We start from the raw sequence: 18956 nt of genomic DNA on the forward strand, positions 1-18956 counted from the left end.
ATGGTCTATGCCCGGCAGGCTGGATTCGGCCTCATCGAAGTATTGGTGGCACTGGTGGTGATCTGTATCGGCGTGCTGGGAATGTTGTCGATGCAGGGCCGTACCGTCGGCTATGCCCAGGACACCAATCTGCGCAGCAATGCGGCCGAGTTGGCAGACGAGTTGATGGAGATGATGCGTGCCGATCTGTACTCGACCCAGGACGGCAGCAGTACCGCCCTGACTCCGCCCGCATCCTGGGGGTACTACAAGGCCAAGGGCAGCGATTTTCCCAGTGCACCCAGCAATTGCACTTCCATGGCTTCGCTGTCGGCGTCTCAGCGTCTCGGCTGCTGGGCCCAGCGTGCGCAGCTGGCATTGCCGGATTCGGTCAACCTGATGAAGCCGGAGTTCTATATCTGCCGCAGCAACGGCGCCAGTCTCTGTAGCGGTACTGGATCGGCCATCGAGATCCAGGTCGCCTGGCGGGTCAAGGCGGGGGAGTGCCTGGATGCCAACGCCGGCAGCGACAGCGACCCCACCATCTGCCGCTACGTTCTCAGGGAGGCGCCCTAGGATGAACGACGCTCCCGCTCGTCAGGCCGGTTTTTCTCTTGTCGAACTGATGATCTCCATGACCATCAGCCTGTTCCTGATCCTGGGTGTCACCCAGATGTACATCGACGGCAAGACGCGTGCGCTTTACTTCAATGGCCAGGCACAAAACCAGGACAACGCGCGGTACGCGCAGATGGTTCTGGAGGGTCGCCTGGCCAAGGCCGGCTACCGGCGCTTGCCGTCGACCCGCATGAGCGCTGCCTTCCCGACACAGACCGCCAATGGTTGCAGCTTCACATCCGGCCAAGCACTGGTACGGGTCGATGCCAGTACCCTGTGCTTGCGCTACCAGCCCCGGGACAACGTCGACGTGGATTGCACCGGAGCCTCCTTGAGCGGTGTAGCCGGTGTGAGTACGCCCTACGGTGTCTTCAGCCCCAGCAACAACGTGGTGGAAAAGATCACCCTCAGCGGCGGCAACCTGACCTGCAACGGCACCGTGCTGGTGGAGAACGTGGTGGCGGTGCAGTTCGACTACGGAGTGGACACCAGCAGTGACGAGTTCAAGCGCAAGATCGCCCAGTACTCCGCATCACCTGGCAGTGGGCAGACGGTACGGGGCGTGCGCTATGCGCTGTTGCTCACCAGTAGCCACAGCAACCTCACCGACGGCATTGCCGCTACCGCGTGCCAGAACTGGAAAACACTCACCGGCGTCACCTCCTGCAGTGACACCGACGGCAGCCTGCGTCGCATCGTCAGCGGGACCAGCATGTTGAGGAACCTGATGCCATGACCGCCACCTCTCCGGAATACCAGCGTGGCGCCGCGCTCTTCGTCGCCCTGATCATGCTGTTGGTGCTGACCATGGCTGCGGTGAGCGGCATGCGCCAGATGCAGCTGGAAGGGCGCATGACCGGCAACCGCCTCGAGCAGCAGCGTTTGATGAGCGCGGCGGATTCCGCCCTGCGCGAAGCCGAGGGCAGGCTACGCGGCAGCAACAAAGCGTTGAACGCCTGCTCGGCATCGTCCAGTCCCTGCTACATGTCCCAGGCCAGCACCTACAACACCGACTTTTCCGGCTCCATCCTCTATTCGGGCCTGGAGGGCTCCACCAGCCTGCTGCGTAGCGCCCGCTGGTATTTGCGCTACATCAGCACCAGTTGTACCGGGGGCTCGGGTGGCGGTGGCAACGCCTACCTGTCCAAGGGGCAGTCGGGCTGCACCTACTATTACGAGATCAATTCCGAGGCCTACAAGGGGACCGCCACTTCCAAGGCCTGTGGCCCTGATGCCCTGTGCCTGCGCTCGACCTTCGCCCTGGTGGTGCAGTGAAGCCCCGTTTCGATCGAGGAATGCCGTCCATGTCCGTTTCGCGCGCCATCCAGCTGTTCATCCTCCTCCTTATCCTGGCCAGTGGTGCCGCCAGGCCGGGGGTGATGGCGCAGACACCGCTCTTCGTCAGCAATATCGCGCCGCCGATGAACATGCTGGTGGTGGGGCGTGACCAGAAGCTCTATTTCCCGGCCTACAACGACGCCTCGGACATCGACGGCGACGACCAACTGGACATCTACTACAAGCCCGCCATCGACTACACCGGCTACTTCGATTCCTACAAGTGCTACACCTACGACGCCCTCAATGGCGTCTTCGTCCCCGCATCCACCACCAGCACCAAGAAGTGCACCAGCGCCACCGGGCGCTGGAGTGGCGACTTCCTCAACTACCTGTCCATGTCGCGCCTGGATGTGCTGCGCAAGGTGCTGTACGGCGGTTACCGCTACACCGACAGCGCCACCTCCACGGTGCTGGAGCGCACCTTCATCCCCAACGACGCCCACAGCTGGGGCAAGGAGTACCTGAGCATCGCCCGGGACGGCTACAGCATCGCCGACTACACACCGCTGGCCGTACCCACCAACGGCAAGTACATCCTCTTCGCCAACACCTCGATCGGCAGTAGCACCCTCAGCGCCTACAGCAATACGGCCGTGCCCAAGCTGCGCATCATCAGCAGCACCAACCAGAGCATCTACACCTACCGTATCTGGGGCTGGGTATCCCGGGAGAGCCCCCAGGCCACCAACAGCGTCACCAGCACCACCAACGTCACCAACACCATAGTTCCGGACTACGACCTGACCGTGAGGGTCCGGGCCTGCGTCAGTGGGCTGCTGGAGGCCAACTGCACCCAGTACGGCAGCGCCTACAAGCCCACCGGCGTACTCCACGACTACGGTTCGGCCGACAAGATGTACTTCGGCATGGTCACCGGCACCTACAGCAACAACCTGCGTGGCGGGGTGGTGCGCAAGGCGGCGGCGTCCTTCAGCAACGAGTTCACCTCGGCCAACGGGCGCTTCCTCACGGATGCCACGTCCGGCACCGGTTGCCAGAACGCCCGTTGCTATGTGAACAACAGCGGCATCGTCGCCAACCTCGATCGGCTGGTGTTCTCCGCCGGTTGCACCTCGTCTTCGGGCTTCAACCTCAATCCGTTGACCAACGGCAACTGCCTGGACTGGGGCAACCCCCTGGGCGAGATGGCCTACGAAACCCTACGCTATTACGCCGGCAAGGCACCCAACAGCGCCTATGCGGCCGGCACCTCGGACACCAGCCTGGGCATGAGCAGCCTGGCCAGCTGGACCAATCCCTATTCCACCTACCCGTCGTGCACCAAGCCGTTCATGACCCTGATGAGCGACATCAACCCCAGCTACGACTCCGATGTGCCGGGCAGCAGCCTGGGCTCGGACAGCAAGCCGACCACGGATATCGGCTTCGACTTCGCCGCCCTGGGCGCGACCCTGTGGAGCAAGGAGGTAGGCGGCTCCGTCTCGGTAAACGTCGGCCAGTCCGGCAACACCAGTGATTCGGCGCCCACCGCCAAGAGTGCCAGCAGCTTCGCCACCATTCGTGGGTTGGCCGAGGAGCCCACCCGCCAGGGTAGCTACAGTGCCTCGGCCGTGTCCTATTTCGGCAGCCAGACGGCCCTGACCACGGCAGGCTCGAACAAGGTGCAGAGCTTCTCCATCGCCCTGTCTTCCACCTTGCCCAATATCCGTATCAAGACCAGCCGGGGCACGCTGAAGCTGGTGCCTTTCAGCATGAACGTCAGCCAGAGCGTGGTGAGCCAGATCACCGGCTTCTACATCGACACCCTGACCAACGACAGCGCGGGCAACCTCACGTCCATCACCTTCCGTGTGGTCTACGACGACGCGGCCCAGGGTCGCGACTACGACATGGACGCCATCGTCCTCTATACGGTGACGGCCAAGAGCGACGGCACGGTGGACGTCACCGCCCGCACCGAGTACTCGGTGGCCGGTGACGAGTCGCACATGGGCTACACCATGGCGGGTACCACCAGCGACGGCGTCTACCTGGAGGTGTCCGGTGGTGGCAGTGGCAACGTGCGCAACCGGCTCGATACGCCGGATGGCCGTTCCCCCGGCGATTGCGCAAGCATCACATGCGCCTTGCTGCCCGGCCTGGGCAACAACAGTTCCGCCCTCAGCGGAAATCGCCCGGCCTTCCACACCCGCAATTTCACCCCATCCGCCTCCAGGGCCGTCACCACGCTGCAGGACCCATTGTGGTACGCAGCCAAGTACGGTCAGAGCGACCTGGCATCCTGGGACCAGGACGGTGATGGCACGCCGGACAACTACTTCCTCGTCAGCGACCCGAGCAAGCTCGCCAGCCAGTTGAAATCGGCCTTCGACGAGATCCTCCAGCTCAACAGCTCGGTGACCGCGGTGGCGGTGGATTCCCAGTCCACCGACAGCGGCAGCTATGTGTACAGCACCGGTTTCACCTCCGCCGACTGGAGCGGGGACCTGATGAAGAAACAGAAAGCCAGGACCACCACCGGCGGTACAACGACCACGACCGGCGGTACAACGACCACGACGACCACCACCTTGTGGCGGGCCGCGGCGCAGCTGGGTACGCCCAGCAGCCGCAACATTCTCTTCGCCAAGAACGGAGTGCTGACCGGCTTCTCCTGGGCCAACCTGACCAGCACTCAGCAGACCCAGTTGAACAGGAACGTTTCGGGGACGGTGGACAACCTGGGGCAGACGCGGGTGGGCTTCCTGCGTGGCGAGAACAGCAGCTTCAGGACCCGCGCCTCGCTGATCGGCGACATCATCAACTCATCGCCCGTCCTGGTGAGCGGTGCCGATTACCTCAGCGCACGGGCCGACGCCCTGGAGGGCAGTACCAACTACTCGACCTTTGCCAACGGCCAGGCCTCCACCTCGCCAGTGGTCTATGTCGGCGCCAACGACGGCATGCTGCATGCCTTCAATGCCAGCACCGGAGCGGAGCTCTTCGCCTTCATCCCCAGCGCGGTGTTCTCCAGCCTCAATGCCCTCACTGCCAGCGACTATGGCCAGCGCGATGGCACCGAGCACCGCTATTACGTCGACGGCACGCCGGTGGTGGCGGATGTGTACTACAACTCGTCCTGGCGCAAGGTACTGCTGGGCACCCTGGGTGGAGGCGGACGGGAAGTGTTCGCCCTGGATATCACCACGCCGTCCTCGCCAAGGCTGCTCTGGGAGTTCACCAGTGACAACGACGCCAGTCTCGGCTACACGGTGGCCAAGCCCACCATCGCACGCCTGCATAACGGCAAATGGGCGGCCCTGGTGCCCAGCGGCTACGACATCGGCTCGACCTCGGCCTCCCTGCTGGTGATCGATATCCAGACCGGTGCCTTGCTGACCAAGCTCACCGCCACCCCGACCCTGGCCACGGGCGAAACCGTTGACTCCCTCGGCAACGGCCTGTCCCGACTCTATGTGGCCGATATGAACAGCGATGGCATCGCCGACTACGCCTACGCCGGTGACCTGCTGGGCAACCTGTGGCGGCTCGACCTGATCGATACCAGCGCGACCAGCCCGCTCACTGCCACCGCTGCCGAGAACCGCTACGCTGTGGCCTTTGGTGGCAACCCCCTCTACGTAGCGCGCAGCGCGGGTGGCGCCAGACAGCCCATCACGTCCGCGCCGTACCTGATTCCGCACCCGAGCGGCACCGGCTACATCGTCACATTCGGCACCGGCCGCTACCTGGTGACCTCGGACAAGACCTCCAGCGCGGGGCAGAGCATGTACGGCATCTGGGACCGGCGCACTGCCGGCCAGGCCAGCACCAGCTCGCCGTCCTCCGACAAGGTTCGGGCCAATCTGCAGCAGCAGACGCTGACCGCCAGCAGCCTCAGCGGCGTCACCACTTATGGCTTGAGCGGGACTGAAGTGGGTTGGTACGACAGCTCCGGCAATACCGCCGACAGCAATGTCAGCCGCTGGGGCTGGTACTTCGACTTCACCCAGACCGGCGAGCGGCTCATCTATGACACGACGCTCTATGGCTCCAGCCTGATCTTCAGCAGCGTGACACCGCAGACCGGAACCTGCGCGGCAGGGCTGTCGGGTACGGTGTACGCCATCAATCCCGACACCGGCGGGCAGAGTCTCTACAAGGTGTTCGACATGGACGGCGACGGCACCTTCGATGACCTGTCCGGCTTCGTTACCGACGGTGGGGATATCACGCTTTCCGGGGGCTACACCTGGGGCAACTCCCAGCTCACCAATACCCTCGACGGCGTCGCCACCGACACCGGGGCGGTCACCGGACGACGGACCTGGTACATCCAGCCGGCCAATTCAAATTGACGCAGAGGTGATATGAAACGAGCAGCCCATATAGGTGGCTTCACTCTTCTGGAGATGCTGATCGCGATGGTGATCCTCGCCATCCTGGCATCCATAGCCCTGCCTAGTTACCTGAGTTATGTGCTGCGTAGCAATCGCAGCGAGGCCCAAGCGCTGCTCAGCGAGGCGGCGTCCCGGCAGGAGCGTTATTTCACCCAGAACAACAGCTACGCCAGCACCGCTGCGGCGCTGAACATGACCAGCTACGTGGCCAACCTGAAGAGCTACAGCCTTTCCATCTCCAACGTCGGTGCTGCCACCTACACCCTGACCGCCACGGCCATCGGCTCCCAGGTGAAAGACAAGGACTGCAAGACCCTCACCCTCGACCAGGCCGGCGCCAAGGGCTACAGCGGCACTGCGGCCTCCGCCAGCACCTGCTGGCCCTGATGCTTGTGGGTCGCTTAAGTGTTCGATAATCGAACGAATAGTCGATTATCGAATTGTCCAGGGGCAAGTGGGGAGGTACCTTGCCAAGCACCCGGCACTCCGCCTGGCCTGGACACGAACACGAGATCGACATGGCTGAAATCATCTCCCTGCGCGAAGCGGTCGAGCGCTTCGTCAACGACGGCGACACCGTCGCCCTCGAAGGCTTCACCCACCTGATTCCCACGGCCGCTTCCCACGAGCTGATCCGCCAGAACAAGCGCGACCTGACCCTGGTGCGCATGACGCCCGACCTGGTCTACGACCTGCTGATCGGTGCCGGCTGCGCGAAGAAGCTGGTGTTCTCCTGGGGCGGCAACCCGGGCGTGGGCTCGCTGCACCGCCTGCGTGACGCGGTGGAGAAGGGCTGGCCCCGTGAGCTGGAGATTGAGGAACACAGTCACGCCGACCTGGCCAACTCCTATGTGGCCGGCGCCTCCGGGCTGCCGTTTGCGGTGCTGCGCGCCTATGCCGGCTCCGACCTGCCCAAGGTCAACCCGCTGATCAAGAGCGTGACCTGCCCCTTCACCGGCGAAGTGCTGGCCGCCGTGCCCTCGGTGCGCCCGGACGTGACCGTGATCCACGCGCAGAAGGCCGACCGCAAGGGCAACGTGCTGCTCTGGGGCATCCTCGGCGTGCAGAAGGAAGCGGCCCTGGCGGCCAAGCGCTGCATCGTCACGGTGGAAGAGATCGTCGACGACCTTAATGCACCGATGAACGCCTGCGTGCTGCCCACCTGGGCCCTGACCGCCGTCTGCCACGTGCCCGGCGGCGCGCACCCGTCCTACGCCCACGGCTACTACGAGCGCGACAACCGCTTCTACCAGGCCTGGGACCCCATCGCCCGCGACCGCGAGACCTTCAGCGCCTGGATCGACGACTACATCCGTGGCACCGAGGACTTCGCCCAGTTCCAGCAGAAAATTGCGGAGGCCAAGCAATGAGCGCCCAATCCACCGGCTACAGCACCAATGAAATGATGACCGTCGCCGCCGCCCGCCGCCTGAAGAACGGCGCGGTCTGCTTCGTCGGCATCGGCCTGCCGTCCAAGGCCGCCAACCTGGCGCGCCTGACCTCGTCCCCGGACGTGGTGCTGATCTACGAATCCGGCCCCATCGGTGCCAAGCCCACGGTGCTGCCGCTGTCCATCGGTGATGGCGAACTGGCCGAGACCGCCGACACCGTGGTGCCCACCGGCGAGATCTTCCGCTACTGGCTGCAGGGCGGGCGCATCGACGTCGGCTTCCTCGGCGCCGCCCAGGTCGACCGCTTCGGCAACATCAACACCACCGTGATCGGCGACTACCACAAGCCCAAGGTGCGCCTGCCCGGTGCCGGTGGCGCGCCGGAGATCGCCGGCTCCGCCAAGGAAGTGCTGATCATCCTCAAGCAGTCTCACCGCACCTTCGTCGACAAGCTGGCCTTCGTCACTTCGGTCGGCCATGGCGAAGGCGGCGATTCGCGCCAGCGCCTGGGCCTGCCCGGCAAGGGCCCGGTGGGCATCATCACCGACCTGTGCATCATGGAGCCCGAAGCCGGCACCCACGAATTCATCGTCACCTCGCTGCACCCGGGGGTGACCCGCGAGCAGGTGGTCGAGGCCACCGGCTGGGCGATCCGCTTCGCCGACAGCGTCAGCGAAACCCTCGCCCCCAATGCCGAGGAACTGGCCGCGCTGCGCGCCCTGGAGGCCCGTACCGCTGCCGCCCACGGCCAGCAGGGAGGTGAGGAATGAGCCGCGACGTATTCATCTGCGATGCCGTGCGCACGCCCATCGGCCGCTTCGGCGGGGGCCTGGCGCCGGTGCGTGCCGACGACCTGGCGGCCATCCCGCTCAAGGCGTTGATCGAGCGCAACCCGCAGGTACGCTGGGACGAAGTCGATGAAGTCTTCCTCGGCTGCGCCAACCAGGCCGGTGAGGACAACCGCAACGTCGCGCGCATGGCGCTGCTGCTGGCGGGCCTGCCGGAAAGCGTTCCCGGCGTCACCCTCAACCGCCTCTGCGCCTCGGGCATGGACGCGGTGGGCACCGCCTTCCGCGCCATCGCTGCCGGCGAGATGGAGCTGGCCCTGGCCGGTGGCGTCGAGTCCATGTCCCGCGCGCCCTATGTGATGGGCAAGGCGGACAGCGCCTTCGGCCGCAGCCAGAAGATCGAAGACACCACCATCGGCTGGCGCTTCATCAACCCGCTGATGAAGGCGCAATACGGTGTCGATGCCATGCCGCAGACCGCCGACAACGTCGCCGACGACCATCAGGTCAGCCGCGAGGACCAGGACGCCTTCGCCCTGCGCAGCCAGCAGCGCGCCGGTGCGGCCCAGGCGGCGGGCTTCTTCGCCGAGGAGATCGTCCCGGTGGTGATCAAGGGCAAGAAGGGCGACACGGTGATCGACCAGGACGAGCACCTGCGTCCGGACACCACCCTGGAGGCCCTGGCCAAGCTGAGGCCGGTCAACGGTGAAGGCAAGACCGTCACTGCCGGCAACGCCTCGGGCGTCAACGACGGCGCCGTGGCGCTGATCCTCGCCAGCGCCGAGGCGGTGAAGAAACACGGCCTGACCCCACGTGCCAAGGTGCTGGGCATGGCCAGCGCCGGCGTGGCACCGCGGGTCATGGGCATCGGCCCGGTGCCGGCGGTGCGCAAGCTGCTGGAACGCCTCAACCTGGGCATCGACCAGTTCGACGTCATCGAACTCAACGAAGCCTTCGCCGCCCAAGGGCTGGCAGTGACCCGTGACCTAGGCCTCGCCGATGACGACGCCCGGGTCAACCCCAACGGCGGCGCCATCGCCCTCGGCCATCCCCTGGGCGCCAGCGGCGCGCGCCTGGTGCAGACCGCGTTGCACCAGTTGGAGAAGTCCGGCGGCAAGCTCGGCCTTGCCACCATGTGTGTGGGGGTAGGGCAAGGGCTCGCACTCGTCATAGAGAGGGTGTGACAGGCTACTGCGCTCGCTACGCCTGCTGTGCGCGGCGCAGCTGTAGGGACGTTCCGTGGAGCTGCGAGGCACATGATGGGTTTCGCTCCGCTCTACCCATCCTACGGCTGGTCGGCGTGATGCAGTCGTAGGGTGGGCTTCAGCCCACCATGACCCATCCGACGAAGCGGTTTGAGCTCGCTACGCCTGATGTGCCAGGCGAAGTGCGTAAAGGCTGGTCGTGACGGGCCGGCTGCTATAAAACGATTCACCTTCCTGATTTCCGGAGCACTGGCTTGAACAGCCCGAGCAACCAACTCTTCGATGCCTATTTCACCGCGCCGGCCATGCGCGCGATCTTCTGCGACCACGGCCGGGTGCAGGGCATGCTGGATTTCGAGGCCGCGCTGGCCCGCGCCGAGGCCCGTGTCGGGGTGATCCCTGCAGAGGCGGTGGCGGCCATCGAGGCGGCCTGCAAGGCCGAGCTCTATGACTTCTCCGCCCTGGCCGTGGCCATCGGCAGCGCCGGCAACTCGGCGATTCCGCTGGTCAAGGCGTTGGGCAAGCGTATCGTCGCCAGTGATGCTGCCGCCGAGCGCCATGTGCACCTGGGCGCCACCAGCCAGGACGCCATGGACAGCGGCCTGGTGCTGCAGCTGCGCGCCGCCGTCACCCTGCTGGAAAACGACCTCGCCACCCTGGCTGATGCACTCGCCAGCCAGGCCCGCCTGCATGCCGATACACCGTTGGCCGGGCGCACCTGGCTGCAGCACGCCACGCCTGTGACCCTGGGCATGAAGATCGCCGGCTGGCTGGGCGCGGTGACCCGTCACCGCCAGCGCCTGGCCGAGCTGAAACCGCGCCTGCTGTGCCTGCAGTTCGGCGGCGCTTCCGGCAGCCTCGCGGCACTGGGCGACAAGGCCTTCGCCGTGGCCGGCGCCCTGGCGGAGGAACTGGACCTGACCCTGCCTGAGCAGCCCTGGCACACCCAGCGTGACCGCCTGGTGGAGTTCGCCAGCCTGCTGGGGCTGGTCGCCGGCAGCCTGGGCAAGCTGGGGCGCGACCTCAGCCTGCTGATGCAGACCGAGGCGGGCGAAGTCTTCGAGCCCGCCGCGCCGGGCAAGGGCGGCTCGTCCACCATGCCGCACAAGCGCAACCCGGTGAGCGCCGCCGTGCTCATCGGCGCCGCCACCCGCGCGCCGGGACTGGTGGCAACCCTGCTGGCCGCCATGCCCCAGGAGCACGAACGCAGCCTCGGCCTGTGGCACGCCGAATGGGAAACCCTGCCGGAGCTCTGCTGCCTGGTGTCCGGCGCCCTGCAGCAAGCGCTGCTGGTGGTCCCGGGCCTGGAGGTGGACGCCGCGCGCATGCGCCACAACCTGGACCTGACCCAAGGGCTGGTGCTGGCCGAGGCGGTGAGCATCGCCCTGGCCCAGCGCATCGGCCGCGACGCCGCCCACCACCTGGTTGAGCAATGCTGCCGCCAGGCGGTGAAGGAGGGCGCGCACCTGCGTGCCGTGCTCGGCGCCAACCCCGAGGTCACCGCGCAACTCTCCGCCGACGAGCTGGACCGCCTGCTCGACCCGGCCCATTACCTCGGGCAGGCGCGTCGCTGGGTCGACCGCGCCGTGGCCGAGCATCAGAATTTCTCGCGTTAGGAGCCTTTGCATGCCTGCCGTACGACTCGCCGATGGCGACCTGAATTACCTGTTCGAAGGCCCGGCTGGTGCGCCGGTGCTGGTACTCAGCAACTCCCTGGGCACCGACCTGCACATGTGGGACGCGCAGATCCCGGCCTTCACCGAGCACTTTCGTGTGTTGCGCTACGACACCCGTGGCCACGGCGCCTCGCTGGTGACCGAAGGCCCCTACAGCATCGAGCAGAACGGCCGTGACGTGCTGGCCCTGCTGGATGCGCTGGATATCGCCCAGGCCTCGTTCTGCGGCCTGTCCATGGGTGGGCTGATCGGCCAGTGGCTGGGGATCCATGCGCCGGAACGCATCCAGCGCCTGGTGCTGTGCAACACCGCTGCGAAGATCGGCACCCCGGATGTGTGGAACCCGCGCATCGAGACGGTGCTGCGCGATGGCCAGGCGGCCATGGCGGCTCTGCGCGATGCCTCCATCGCCCGCTGGTTCACCCCGGACTTCGCCGAGGCGCAACCGGGCAAGGTGGAGCCCATCGTCGCCATGCTGGCGCAGACCTCGCCCCAGGGCTACGCCGCCAACTGCGCAGCGGTGCGCGACGCCGATTTCCGCGAACAACTGGGCGCCATCCGCGCGCCGACACTGATCGTCTGCGGCAGAGGCGATGCGGTGACCACGCCCGAGCACGGCCGCTTCCTGCAGGCGCACATTGCTGGCGCGGAGCTTGTGGAGTTCCATGCCGCGCACCTGTCCAATGTCCAGGCCGGCGAGGCCTTCACCCGCCGGGTGCTGGACTTCCTGATCGCCTGAAGGCCCAGGGTTAGCGAGGAGCCACCGATGGACGAAAAAGAACGCTACGAGGCCGGCATGCAGGTGCGCCGTACGGTGCTGGGCGATGCCCATGTCGACCGCAGCCTGCAGAACCTCACGCCCTTCAACGAAGAGTTCCAGGAGATGATCACCCGCCACGCCTGGGGTGATATCTGGACGCGCCCGGGCCTGCCGCGCCACACCCGCAGCCTGGTGACCATCGCCATGCTCATCGGCATGAACCGCGAGGGCGAGTTGCGCCTGCACCTGCGCGCGGCGAAGAACAACGGCGTGACCCGCGACGAGATCAAGGAAGTGATCATGCAGAGCGCCATCTACTGCGGCATTCCCGCTGCCAATGCCACCTTCCACCTGGCCGAATCGGTGTGGGACGAGCTGGGCGTGGAATCGCTGCAGGACTGACTCGCGCGCCACACAAACGCCGCCCGGACCCCGCATCCGGGCGGCGTTTTTGTGTGTGCGGTGTATCTCGCCCATGCACCAAGGGCCACCGCCGCCCATGGCACCTGTAGGGGCGAATTCATTCGCCAAGCAGGCCGCAGGGCTGCCCTCGCACCGAGTTCACCGGTGGCACCGCCTGGTGGATGGGTGAAGCGTCATCCACCCCCCGATGGGTGTTTTTGATCGTGCACGGTGGCGCAGCCCCCTGTGGGAGCGGCTTCAGCCGCGAAAGACCTTCCGCCGGCACCTGGCTGTGGATGGCCGGGCACTCCATCGCGAATGAATTCGCTCCCACGGGATGGGCGGTCCGTGCCACCCGACGATCCCTGCGCCGGGTTTTGCGGGTTCTACCCGCCCCATAAAAAAGCCCGTCACAAGGACGGGCGAGGGGCTGCAGCTACGAGGATGAAGCGGGGATTCAGAGCAGCGAGAAGGGGTAGCTGACGATCAGGCGGTTCTCGTCGAAGCTGTTGGTGTTGCCCCAGTCGCGGCGCTGGCTGGAGTTGCGCCATTTCACCGCCAGGCTCTTGAAGGCGCCGGACTGCACCACGTAGGCGAGTTCGCTTTCGCGGCCCCATTCCTTGCCGTCGGTGACGCTGCCGGTGTGCACGTTGGAGCCGTGGATGTAGCGGTTCATCAGGGTCAGTCCGGGGATGCCGAGGGCGACGAAGTTGTAGTCGTGGCGCAGCTGCCAGGACTTCTCCTTGGCGTTCTCGTAGCTGGAGTTGTAGCTGTCGTTGGCCAGGGTGCCGCCGCTGGTGCCGTTGACGCGCATCCAGGCGTCATCGCCGCTGACCTTCTGCAGGCCGAGGTAGAAGGTGTTGCCGCCGATCTTCGCCGAGAACAGGCCGGACCAGGTGCGGTTGTCCAGGTCGCCGGCCAGGGCGCTGCCGTCTTCCTTGCCGTTGAACCAGCCGATGTTGGCGCCCAGGGTCCAGTCGCCGATGGGCTGGCTGTGGGTCAGTTGCAGGTAGTTCTGCTGGTAGATGTCCTCCAGTCGGACGTGCCAGGCGCCGAGCAGGGTGCGGCCCTGGTTGAAGGCGTATTCGCTACCGGCGAAGTCGAAGCGGTCCGAGGTGAAGGCCGCGCGGCCGTTGAGGGACATGTCTTCCATACTGGCGTCGTTGCGCGGGCTGTTGCCGCGGAACTGGCCGGCGTAGAGGGTCAGGCCGTCGAACTCCTTGGAGGTCAGCTGGGCGCCCTCGAAGGTCTGCGGCAGGGAGCGGCCGTCGTCGGAACGCAGGATGGGCAGCACCGGCATCCATTCGCCGACCTTCAGCTCGGTCTTCGACAGGCGCATCTTGCCGGCCACGCCGAGGCGGCCGAAGTCGTCGGCGGGGCGGCCATCGTCATGCACCGGCAGCAGCTGGGTGCCCCGGGTGCCCTTGCCACCGTCGAGCTTGAGGGAATACAGGCCGAGCATGTCGACACCGAAACCCACCGGCCCCTGGGTGAAGCCGGAGCGGGCGTCGAGAATGAAGCTCTGGGTCCATTCCTCGGCCTGGGCCTGGGTGGTGTCGCCGACGAAGTTGCGGTTCATGTAGAAGTTGCGCGCCGTCAGCGTCGCGGTGGCGTCTTCGACGAAGCCGGGCTCGGCAGACACGGCGCCGGCGCTTAGGGCCAGGGCGATGGCCAGCGGCAGGCGGGTGTGGGAAAGGCGGTTGCGATGCGGCTGTTGCATGGTGATCGTGCCTCTTTGCTTGTTGTTTTCAGGCATGGCGAAGCCGTCTCGCGCCGTGGCGCGAAAGGCGTTGAGTGGTGCAGGTGAGTGCGGGGCCCCGGAGGAGCCCCGGGGGCGTCAGTGGCTGGCGACGCGCAGGCTGTTTTCGCGGCTGCTGTCGTACTGGGTCTTGTCCATGGGCTTGGCGTCGGGCTTGCCGAGGTCTTCCATGCCCAGGCGGTAGGTCTCGGGCGCCAGGTAGGCGGCGAGGGCGCAGATGCAGGTGATGGCGAAGGCCAGGCTGCCGACGATCACCGGGACGTTGTCCGAGCCGGGCGGGGCGACGGCGGCGAACAGCGCCGGCAGCATGGCGGTGAACAGGGTGCCGATGTTCTGCGAGATGGCCATGGCCGAGACGCGGTAGCGGGTCTGGAACAGCTCCGGGTAGAAGCTCGGGAACACCGCGTTGTAGCCCTGGTAGACCATGCCCCACATGAGGATCGACATGCCGAAGGCCAGCGGCACGTTGTGGATGCTGATGGCGTAGAGGTAGGCGAAGGCCAGCAGGCCCGAGCCCAGCGCACCGGCGATCATGGTCGGGCGGCGGCCGATGCGGTCGGAGAGGTTGCCGACGAAGGGGATGACCAGCACGGCGACGATGTTGCCCACCACCGGTATCCACAGGTAGACGCTCTTGTCGAAGCCGATGCCGTAGGCGGGCTGCACCGCGTAGGCCGCGCCGAAGATGGTGGCGACCACCGGGACCACGTTCATCAGCGCCATGAAGGTGACCAGGATCATGTTCTTCCAGCTGTGGCGGAAGGCTTCGGTGACCGGCGACCTGGCGACCTTCTGCTGTGCCTCCTCGTTGACGAAGGCCGGGGTCTCGTGGACTTCGCGGCGGATGATGTAGCCAGCCACCAGCACCAAGGCGCTGAGCAGGAAGGGAATGCGCCAGCCCCATTCATTGAAGGCGTCGCTGGGCATGAAGTAGGCCAGCGGCAGGAACACCGCGGCGGCCATCACCTGGCCGGCCTGCACGCCCTGCAGGGTGAAGCTGGCGTAATAGCCCCGTCTGCCGAAGGGCGCGTGCTCCATGATCATCGAGCTGGCCCCGGAGATTTCCCCGGCCACGGCGAAGCCCTGGATCAGGCGCAGCACCACCAGCAGCACCGGCGCGAGGATGCCGATGTCGTGGTAGGTGGGCAACAGGCCCACGGCCATGGTGGAGATACCCATAAGGAACATGCACAGCAGCAACACGTTCTTGCGGCCGCGGGTGTCGCCCCAGTGGCCGAGCACGAAGGCGCCGATGGGGCGCGCCAGGTAGCCGACGCCGTAGGTGGCCAGCGAGGCGACGATGGCGATCTTCGGGTCGGTGGAGGGGAAGAAGATCTGCGGGAAGATCAGCGCCGCGGCCTGGGCGTAGATGAAGAAGTCGTAGTACTCGAGGGCGGAGCCTATCCACCCGCTGGCAGTTGCTTTCTTGGCTTGGGAGCTTGAGGGAGTAGCCATCGTTGTCTCCGTTGTTCTTGTCTGTACGCCGGGCAAGCGGGCTCGACCGGTAGTGTGCCGGGTCGAATGAGGTGCACGCAGGCTTGGCCGGACTGGCGGTGCCCTAGGGGCACGTACCGGGTTGACCGGTCTGGTTCAGGGAGTGCTGCCGGGGATGGCTAGGCCGTTCGCGCCCGGGTGTCGGGGCACGGCATGGCTGGGGGAGGGGGGAGTGCGGTGAGGCGGCTTGGCGTGAGCATGAGCATTTACCCGATTCTTGAAATTGTTATGTGGTGACGCTGGGTTTCGATTGCGTTTTGCCGTGGCGTTTTCAGCAGGCTGTGCCGACGGCGGGTTGCAATGTGGTGAAGATGGTTGCGCAGCGAGCGAAAGACCGTCAATTCGATAACCGGCCTTCTGTTCGATAATCGAACACAAAACTAACCAGTTCGTACATTTCAATTGCTGGGCGGACTTTAGCTACGAATAATCGATTGCGCTACGGCTGCCGCGCAAAATCCTCCGACATCGTGTCGGGACTCGCGGCGACCACCCCTGCCGCCGACCGCAGAGCCGGCGCCCTCGATCAGGAGCTGAAGCATGCAGCGTTCGATTGCCACCGTCTCGTTGAGCGGCACCCTGCCGGAAAAGCTCGAAGCCATCGCCGCCGCCGGTTTCGACGGTGTGGAGATCTTCGAGAACGACCTTCTCTACTACGCTGGCAGCCCCCGTGAAGTGCGCCAGCTGTGCGCCGACCTCGGGCTCGCCATCACCCTGTTCCAGCCGTTCCGCGACTTCGAGGGCTGCCGCCGCGACCGCTTGCAGAAGAACCTCGATCGCGCCGAACGCAAGTTCGACCTGATGCAGGAGCTGGGCACCGACCTGGTGCTGGTGTGCAGCAACGTCGCCGCCGATTCCCTGGGCGATGAGCGCACCCTGGTGGACGACCTGCGCCTGCTCGGCGAGCACGCCGGCGCGCGCGGCCTGCGCATCGGCTACGAGGCCCTGGCCTGGGGCCGCCACGTCAACACCTGGCAGCAGGTCTGGAACCTGGTGCGCCAGGCCGACCACCCGGCCGTGGGCGTGATCCTCGACAGCTTCCACACCCTGTCGCTCAAGGGCGACCCCCGGGCCATCGCCGACATCCCCGGCGAGAAGATCTTCTTCGTGCAGATGGCCGACGCGCCGATCCTGGCCATGGACGTGCTGGAGTGGAGCCGCCACTTCCGCTGCTTCCCCGGGCAGGGCGAGTTCGACCTGCCGGGCTTCCTCGCACCCATCCTGCGCAGCGGTTATCGCGGCCCGCTGTCCCTGGAAATCTTCAACGACGGTTTCCGCGCCGCACCGCCCCGGGCCAATGCCGCCGACGGCCTGCGCTCGCTGCTGTACCTGGAAGAGAAGACCCGCGACCTGCTGCGCCAGGACCCGACGCCGCCCGCCGACCTCGACCTGCAGTTCGCGCCGCCGCCGGCCGGCCGCTACGACGGCGTGGAGTTCCTCGAATTCGCCGTGGACGGCGAGCAGGGCGCGCGCCTGGCCACCTGGCTGGAGCGCCTGGGCTTCGCCCGCGCCGGGCAGCACCGCTCCAAGGACGTCAGCCTGCTGCGCCAGGGCGATATCAACATCGTCCTCAATGCCGAACCCTATTCCTTCGCCCACGGCTTCTTCGAGGCCCACGGCCCGTCCCTCTGCGCCACCGCCCTGCGCGTGGGCGACAGCGCCTCGGCACTGGAGCGGGCGCGGGCCTATCGCGGGCAGCCCTATCGCGGCCTGGTCGGCCCCAACGAGCGGGAAATCCCCGCCGTGCGCGCGCCGGATGGCAGCCTGATCTACCTGGTGGAGCCCTCCGCGCCGGGGCAGACCATCTACGACAGCGACTTCCGCCTCGACGCCACCGCGCAGCCCAGCGGCAGCCTCACGCGCATCGACCACATGGCCATGGCGCTGCCGGCCGACAGCCTCGACAGCTGGGTGCTGTTCTACAAGGGGCTGCTGGATTTCGAGGCCGACGACGAGGTGGTGCTGCCCGACCCCTACGGCCTGGTGAAGAGCCGCGCCCTGCGCAGCCGCTGCGGCAGCGTGCGCCTGCCGCTGAACATCTCGGAGAACCGCAACACCGCCATCTCCCACGCGCTGTCCAGCTATCGGGGCTCGGGCGTGCACCACATCGCCTTCGCCTGCGACGACCTGTTCGCCGAGATCGCCCGGGCCAAGGATGCCGGCGTGCCGCTGCTGGACATCCCGCTTAACTACTACGACGACCTGGCCGCGCGCTTCGACTTCGACGACGAGTTCCTCAGCGAGCTGGCCTACTACAACGTGCTCTACGACCGCGACGCCCAGGGCGGCGAGCTGTTCCACGTCTACACCGAGCCGTTCGAGGGGCGCTTCTTCTTCGAGCTGCTGCAGCGCAAGGGCGGGTATGCCGGCTACGGCGCGGCCAACGTGGCGGTGCGCCTGGCGGCCATGGCCAAGGCGCGCAGTGGCCTCGCGCGCCAGGCCCGGCTCTAGCCGATGGGCGGGCCGGCGCTTCCTTCGACGGGGCGACCGGCCCATAATCGGGCCGGTATGCATTTGGCCTGAGTCCGTTATGACCCTTACTGCTGACCTGCCCGACGAGCCTGTCGAAACACCCCGCAAGAGCCGCAAGAACAACCCCGAGAAGACCCGCGAGAACATCCTCCAGGCGGCCGTCGTCGAATTCGTCCAGCAGGGCCTCACCGGTGCCCGCGTCGACGCCATCGCCGAGCGCACCCAGACCTCCAAGCGGATGATCTACTACTACTTCGAGAGCAAGGAACAGCTCTACCTGCGGGTGCTGGAGAAGCTCTACGGCGACATCCGCCACACCGAGGCGCAGCTGCACCTGGCCGAACTGGAGCCCCGCGAGGCGATCCGCCGGCTGGTGGAGTTCACCTTCGACCACCACGACCGCAACGTCGATTTCGTGCGCATCGTCAGCATCGAGAACATCCAGCACGGGCAGTACATCCGCGAGTCCGATGCCATCGGTTCGCTCAACGTCACCATCCTCACCAGCCTCGACGACATCCTCCGCCGTGGCGTGGCTGCGGGCGCCTTCCGCGCCGGCGTGCAGGCGATGGACGTGCACCTGCTGATGTCGTCGTTCTGCTTCTACCGCGTGTCCAACCGCCACACCCTGGGCGCGATCTTCGCCATCGACCTCAACGAGGACGAGGTGAAGGCACGCCACCGGGACATGATCGTCGAATCGATCCTGCGCTTTCTCCAGGCCTGACCCC

Annotated in this window: 15 protein-coding genes; 13 read left to right on the plus strand and 2 right to left on the minus strand. The window is 66.2% G+C overall.

Translation table 11 applies throughout. The annotated features are described in order from the left end of the window. The 11 genes from pilV to pcaC all read left to right on the plus strand — a co-directional run bounded on the left by pilV (position 1) and on the right by pcaC (position 12500). The gene (gene pilV, locus OEJ36_RS17150; protein ID WP_263402538.1) at positions 1-555 is read left to right on the plus strand and encodes a type IV pilus modification protein PilV; all 555 of its coding nucleotides are present in this window, start codon (positions 1-3) and stop codon (positions 553-555) included. Between the two features lies 1 nt (position 556). Beyond that, the gene (locus tag OEJ36_RS17155) at positions 557-1333 is read left to right on the plus strand and encodes a prepilin-type N-terminal cleavage/methylation domain-containing protein (RefSeq protein ID WP_263402539.1); all 777 of its coding nucleotides are present in this window, start codon (positions 557-559) and stop codon (positions 1331-1333) included. Next, complete coding sequence (locus OEJ36_RS17160) at positions 1330-1872, plus strand: PilX N-terminal domain-containing pilus assembly protein (RefSeq protein ID WP_263402540.1); 543 nt, start codon at positions 1330-1332, stop codon at positions 1870-1872. Before OEJ36_RS17155 ends, OEJ36_RS17160 begins: the two co-directional genes overlap by 4 nt. A 29-nt stretch (positions 1873-1901) precedes the next feature. Continuing rightward, the gene (locus tag OEJ36_RS17165) at positions 1902-6236 is read left to right on the plus strand and encodes a pilus assembly protein (RefSeq protein WP_263402541.1); all 4335 of its coding nucleotides are present in this window, start codon (positions 1902-1904) and stop codon (positions 6234-6236) included. A 12-nt stretch (positions 6237-6248) separates the two neighbouring features. After that, positions 6249-6665, plus strand: a complete 417-nt coding sequence (locus OEJ36_RS17170) for a type IV pilin protein (RefSeq protein WP_263402542.1) — start codon at positions 6249-6251, stop codon at positions 6663-6665. 131 nt (positions 6666-6796) lie between these two features. After that, positions 6797-7648, plus strand: coding sequence for a CoA transferase subunit A (locus tag OEJ36_RS17175; protein ID WP_263402543.1), 852 nt, complete (start codon positions 6797-6799; stop codon positions 7646-7648). After that, positions 7645-8439 (plus strand): CoA-transferase subunit beta, encoded by a 795-nt coding sequence (locus tag OEJ36_RS17180; RefSeq protein ID WP_021217570.1) that lies wholly within the window; start codon positions 7645-7647, stop codon positions 8437-8439. Before OEJ36_RS17175 ends, OEJ36_RS17180 begins: the two co-directional genes overlap by 4 nt. Further along, a complete protein-coding gene (gene pcaF, locus OEJ36_RS17185) occupies positions 8436-9641 on the plus strand; it encodes a 3-oxoadipyl-CoA thiolase (protein ID WP_263402544.1) in 1206 nt (401 codons plus the stop codon). Before OEJ36_RS17180 ends, pcaF begins: the two co-directional genes overlap by 4 nt. Before the next feature lie 275 nt (positions 9642-9916). After that, on the plus strand, positions 9917-11278 hold the full coding sequence (locus OEJ36_RS17190; protein WP_263402545.1) for a 3-carboxy-cis,cis-muconate cycloisomerase: 1362 nt from the start codon (positions 9917-9919) through the stop codon (positions 11276-11278). A 10-nt stretch (positions 11279-11288) separates the two neighbouring features. Next, a complete protein-coding gene (pcaD, locus tag OEJ36_RS17195) occupies positions 11289-12077 on the plus strand; it encodes a 3-oxoadipate enol-lactonase (RefSeq protein ID WP_263402546.1) in 789 nt (262 codons plus the stop codon). A gap of 27 nt (positions 12078-12104) precedes the next feature. Then, positions 12105-12500, plus strand: coding sequence for a 4-carboxymuconolactone decarboxylase (gene pcaC / locus OEJ36_RS17200; RefSeq protein WP_263402547.1), 396 nt, complete (start codon positions 12105-12107; stop codon positions 12498-12500). A 457-nt stretch (positions 12501-12957) separates the two neighbouring features. Here pcaC and OEJ36_RS17205 read toward each other — a convergent pair whose 3' ends face one another. Beyond that, on the minus strand, positions 12958-14220 hold the full coding sequence (locus OEJ36_RS17205) for an OprD family porin (RefSeq protein WP_263402548.1): 1263 nt from the start codon (positions 14218-14220) through the stop codon (positions 12958-12960). A gap of 117 nt (positions 14221-14337) precedes the next feature. Continuing rightward, positions 14338-15714 carry an MFS transporter gene (locus OEJ36_RS17210; RefSeq protein WP_263402549.1) on the minus strand — a complete coding sequence of 459 codons (1377 nt, stop codon included), beginning with the start codon at positions 15712-15714 and terminating at the stop codon, positions 14338-14340. A 579-nt stretch (positions 15715-16293) separates the two neighbouring features. On the opposite strand from OEJ36_RS17210, the gene quiC reads away from it, so the two are divergent. Then, the gene (gene quiC / locus OEJ36_RS17215; RefSeq protein WP_263402550.1) at positions 16294-18204 is read left to right on the plus strand and encodes a 3-dehydroshikimate dehydratase QuiC; all 1911 of its coding nucleotides are present in this window, start codon (positions 16294-16296) and stop codon (positions 18202-18204) included. Between the two features lie 79 nt (positions 18205-18283). Next, the gene (locus tag OEJ36_RS17220; RefSeq protein ID WP_263402551.1) at positions 18284-18952 is read left to right on the plus strand and encodes a TetR family transcriptional regulator; all 669 of its coding nucleotides are present in this window, start codon (positions 18284-18286) and stop codon (positions 18950-18952) included. Positions 18953-18956 lie beyond the last annotated feature (4 nt).

Source organism: Pseudomonas sp. PDM13 (assembly GCF_025685765.1).
Taxonomy (GTDB): Bacteria; Pseudomonadota; Gammaproteobacteria; order Pseudomonadales; family Pseudomonadaceae; genus Metapseudomonas; species Metapseudomonas solani.